6 protein-coding genes and 1 pseudogene are annotated in these 3,330 nt (G+C 36.2%); 4 read left to right on the top strand and 3 right to left on the bottom strand.

Features of this window, described 5'->3' with window-relative positions:
- Both AC1DG9_RS25365 and AC1DG9_RS25360 read left to right on the top strand, forming a co-directional pair.
- Window positions 1–184 (top strand): hypothetical protein (locus tag AC1DG9_RS25365; protein WP_477635492.1); only part of this gene is annotated, 184 nt, incomplete at its 5' end.
- A 67-nt stretch (window positions 185–251) separates the two neighbouring features.
- Window positions 252–692: a nuclear transport factor 2 family protein gene (locus AC1DG9_RS25360; RefSeq protein WP_172662680.1), complete on the top strand. Its 441-nt coding sequence runs from the start codon at window positions 252–254 to the stop codon at window positions 690–692.
- Between the two features lie 67 nt (window positions 693–759).
- On the opposite strand, the gene AC1DG9_RS25355 is transcribed toward AC1DG9_RS25360, so the two are convergent.
- On the bottom strand, window positions 760–1,146 hold the full coding sequence (locus tag AC1DG9_RS25355; RefSeq protein ID WP_172662679.1) for a winged helix-turn-helix transcriptional regulator: 387 nt from the start codon (window positions 1,144–1,146) through the stop codon (window positions 760–762).
- 112 nt (window positions 1,147–1,258) lie between these two features.
- On the opposite strand from AC1DG9_RS25355, the gene AC1DG9_RS25350 reads away from it, so the two are divergent.
- Entirely contained in the window at window positions 1,259–1,777 is a 519-nt protein-coding gene (locus tag AC1DG9_RS25350; RefSeq protein WP_477635491.1) for a hypothetical protein, read from the top strand.
- 6 nt (window positions 1,778–1,783) lie between these two features.
- Here the strand turns inward: AC1DG9_RS25350 and AC1DG9_RS25345 are convergent, their stop codons facing one another.
- A complete protein-coding gene (locus tag AC1DG9_RS25345) occupies window positions 1,784–2,071 on the bottom strand; it encodes a hypothetical protein (protein WP_172662677.1) in 288 nt (95 codons plus the stop codon).
- A gap of 49 nt (window positions 2,072–2,120) precedes the next feature.
- Here AC1DG9_RS25345 and AC1DG9_RS25340 point away from each other — a divergent pair, with 49 nt between their 5' ends.
- Window positions 2,121–3,086 carry an acyltransferase family protein gene (locus tag AC1DG9_RS25340; RefSeq protein WP_337716349.1) on the top strand — a complete coding sequence of 322 codons (966 nt, stop codon included), beginning with the start codon at window positions 2,121–2,123 and terminating at the stop codon, window positions 3,084–3,086.
- Window positions 3,087–3,116: 30 nt separating this feature from the next.
- On the opposite strand, the pseudogene AC1DG9_RS25335 reads toward AC1DG9_RS25340, so the two are convergent.
- Window positions 3,117–3,330: pseudogene (locus tag AC1DG9_RS25335) on the bottom strand (threonine aldolase family protein); the annotation flags it as partial.

Below are 3,330 nucleotides of genomic sequence, written 5' to 3'. Positions count from 1 at the left end.
GGATAAGACCACTAGTTTAGCAATTGGACTAGTGATTAACACCGCTCTGCTTAAGGGAATACAGTTTATTCCGATTGCAACAGACCTTTCTGCATTGGATTTGCGCATGGGACTTGTACAAAAAAAACTTAGGTCACACCAATTATTCGACGCCTACCAGATCGACCCGTCATTTCTGGTGTAGCGGAGACAGCATTTCAGCATTAGCGCACTCTCAAAAAATAAAAATTTTATACATAAAATTAAAAATCATGACATTAGAAATTTTAAAAAACAAAGAAGAATTAAGGGACTTAATAGATGCTTATGCTTATTTAAGTGATGAAAAAAAGATCTCGGAAGTTATGGGATTATTTACGCCAGATACCACATACAAAGTTTATATGGGTGACTTCTTAGCCGCAAATGTTTCCGGAATAGAATCCATGGAAAAAGAATTTAACGGACATGCATCGTTGGTAAAGACCTATTTTACTATGAACGGGCAGCATACGGTAAAAATTGATGGAGATACTGCGACAGGTGTTTCTTTTTCTCAACTTAAGATGGTAAGAGAGGTTGAAGGCAAAAATACAATAACTGATTATAGTGTTAAATACGATGACAAGTATGTGCGTCAAAATGGAAAATGGTTAATAAAGGAGCGTATCGGCTATTTTATAATTGTAGAGGATAGACCATTGAGTAACTAGGATTATCTTATTAAAGAATGGGATTTTGTAGTCCTGTTCTTTAATAAATATTTACTGCGGCTTAACCTTATGAAGGTTTAGATGACCTTTCACTTTTGATCTTTTCACGGTGCTGAATGCCCCATTCGGTCATGGCGGCCACAACCTTTTCAAGTGTATGGCTATAGGGAAGCAATTGATATTCGATTGTTACCGGATAACCCACAGCAACTTTTTTAATTATAAATCCGTTCATTTCCAGTTCCTTCAGTTCACTGGATAGCACCCTGGCAGAAATACCTTTGACCTGTCTCTGAAGTTCAGAAAATCTATTATTTCCTCTTGCCATAGCGATTATTATCATCAGCTTCCATTTGCCACCTACGGCATATAGCGCATCTGATACGGCATTGAGCACCTTGGTACATTCATCGGTAAACTCTTTATTTACTGGTTGCTTTTCTGTTTGTTCCATAAAACCATGTTGACATTATCTGATAACCTTTAAGTAACAGGTAATAAATTATTAGCAAATATAAAGTAATTTTGGCGATAGTATCCGGGCCTTAATATATATCTTCGTATCTATGAAAATATTACGCTACTCAATTTTGCTATTAGTTCTTTTTTCTGCACTGCCAGGCTGCAAAAAAAATGGAGTGAATTTAGACCCTTGTGCTGGTATCCTGAATGAAAGTCCACCATCAAAGGTTGTGATTGCCCTTACCGATAAGCAGACAGGAGACAACCTGATTCTTAAAAATGGTCTTACTGCGGCCGATTTAAAAATAACCTTGGCAGGAATAGCTACACCGCTTACGAACTGGCGCGTTGTTAATTCCCCTGGCTCACCTATGAATGGGATGCTGGAATTGGCTGTTTTTCATGAAAAGGCTGGTGAATTCCGATACAAGATTGAAGCGAAAGGGCTAGCCGATGTTGAGTTTTCTTATGCTGTTAAACAGGTAAAGAGTGATAGTCMGTGTAAGCTGTATTATTATCCATTAGAAGGGCTTAAGGCAACAAATCAGGATTATGTAAAGTTGGAAATTGGAGATAAAATCTATCCCAATGGGATCAAAGTGCTTTACTCTTTGGAGAGGTAAACACTATCATACCTGTCTTATTCTTTCTACCAGTAAATCCAATACTGCCTGAGAGGCAACCAAATTGAAGCTCCAAATATCGTCGGTAATAAAGATGTAATTGCCGCCAAAACTATAGATATAATCTCCTCCTTCAATTCCAATAATCCAATCTTCTTTTGTTAGGTCAGGATAAGTCCGTAATACCTGCCAACAATATTCTCTTACCTCTCGCTCATCACTGAAATCATCCAGCATTGGTAGAATACTAGGCGCATTAGTTAGCCCATATTTTAATAGCATTTCATCGATCATAATTTCTCGGAGTCTATTATAAGCGCATTACGAAATTACACCTTAGCGCATTTTTAATCACAGAATTACTAACAAGAGAAGATGTCCATTTTGGAAAGATAGAAAAATAAACGTTAAGTCATTTTACATTAGACGTATTTTACGGATTTGGCCACTATATTTTATTTTCTTTTTTGGCATGGTGTTACTTACCTCTGCTACTGATTTTTTTGGATCTGTTATTCCAGGACAAGCACAATTAGCATTCACGCTATTTTCTGGGAATTGGTATATAATATTTAAGGAGTGGCAATCTTATTGCATAAATCCTTTATGGAGTGTATCTGTAGAAGAACAACTTTATATTTTACTTCCATTAGTGTTGTTTTTTGCAGGGAAAAAAGGATTAAAGATTTTCTCATTTCTTTCAATAGTTATTGCTTACGCCACGATAATTTACTACGCTCAAAGACCAACAACTGGGTTTAGTGGCCAATGGACAAATAGCTTTGTACAATTTCAGTTTTTTGCTGCAGGAATACTGCTCTCTGCCTACTTAAAGGGCTGGGAACCTAAATGGAATGCAGTCCTCCGTATTGGTTTATTTATAACAGGTGTGATTTGCTGGTTGATTGCATCAATGGTTTGCGAAATTAATGTAGATGCTCCTCACCTAGCTACAATTCCACAATCAATTACTGGATGGTTTCTGATACTTATTGGTGTTATAGCAATGTTTTTATCTCTTTACGGGGCACCCGTAAAGTATATGCCTTCTAAATTAGCTTATCTTGGTCGTATTTCATATGGCATGTATGTTTTCCATATCACTATCTACTGGATCGTTTTTAATATTTTTAAAAATGAATTAGCAACCTTTAGCGAGAGTATAGGTCTATTGGAATGGAAAAACGGAATAGGATCTGTTACTGCTTTCATCTCGACGACATTATTAGCAATGTTGTCTTACAAATGTTTTGAAAAGCCTTTTTTAAAGTTGAAGAGCCGTTTTACTTTAATACCTTCAAGGGATTAGGAAAAGCAATTCGCATCTTCATTCAAAATTTTACACTTTGGCAAATGAGATTGCTTCTTTAAAGGAGTCGATAATTTGTTGGTTATCTCTTCTCAACAGTGTTGGATTTACTTTAATTTTTACAAAACCATCTTCTCTTGGCTGGCCGAAAATAATATTATGCTCTTCCCTCAACCTTTTATTTAGTTTAACCGGATCAATTCCATTGGCTATTGATACGTTAAATTGATTTGTACCATTAGGC

This window comes from Pedobacter sp. 05L430 (assembly GCF_056397585.1).
The sequence above is the reverse complement of the archived record's forward strand: the minus strand, read 5'-3'. Positions and strand labels throughout refer to the sequence as shown.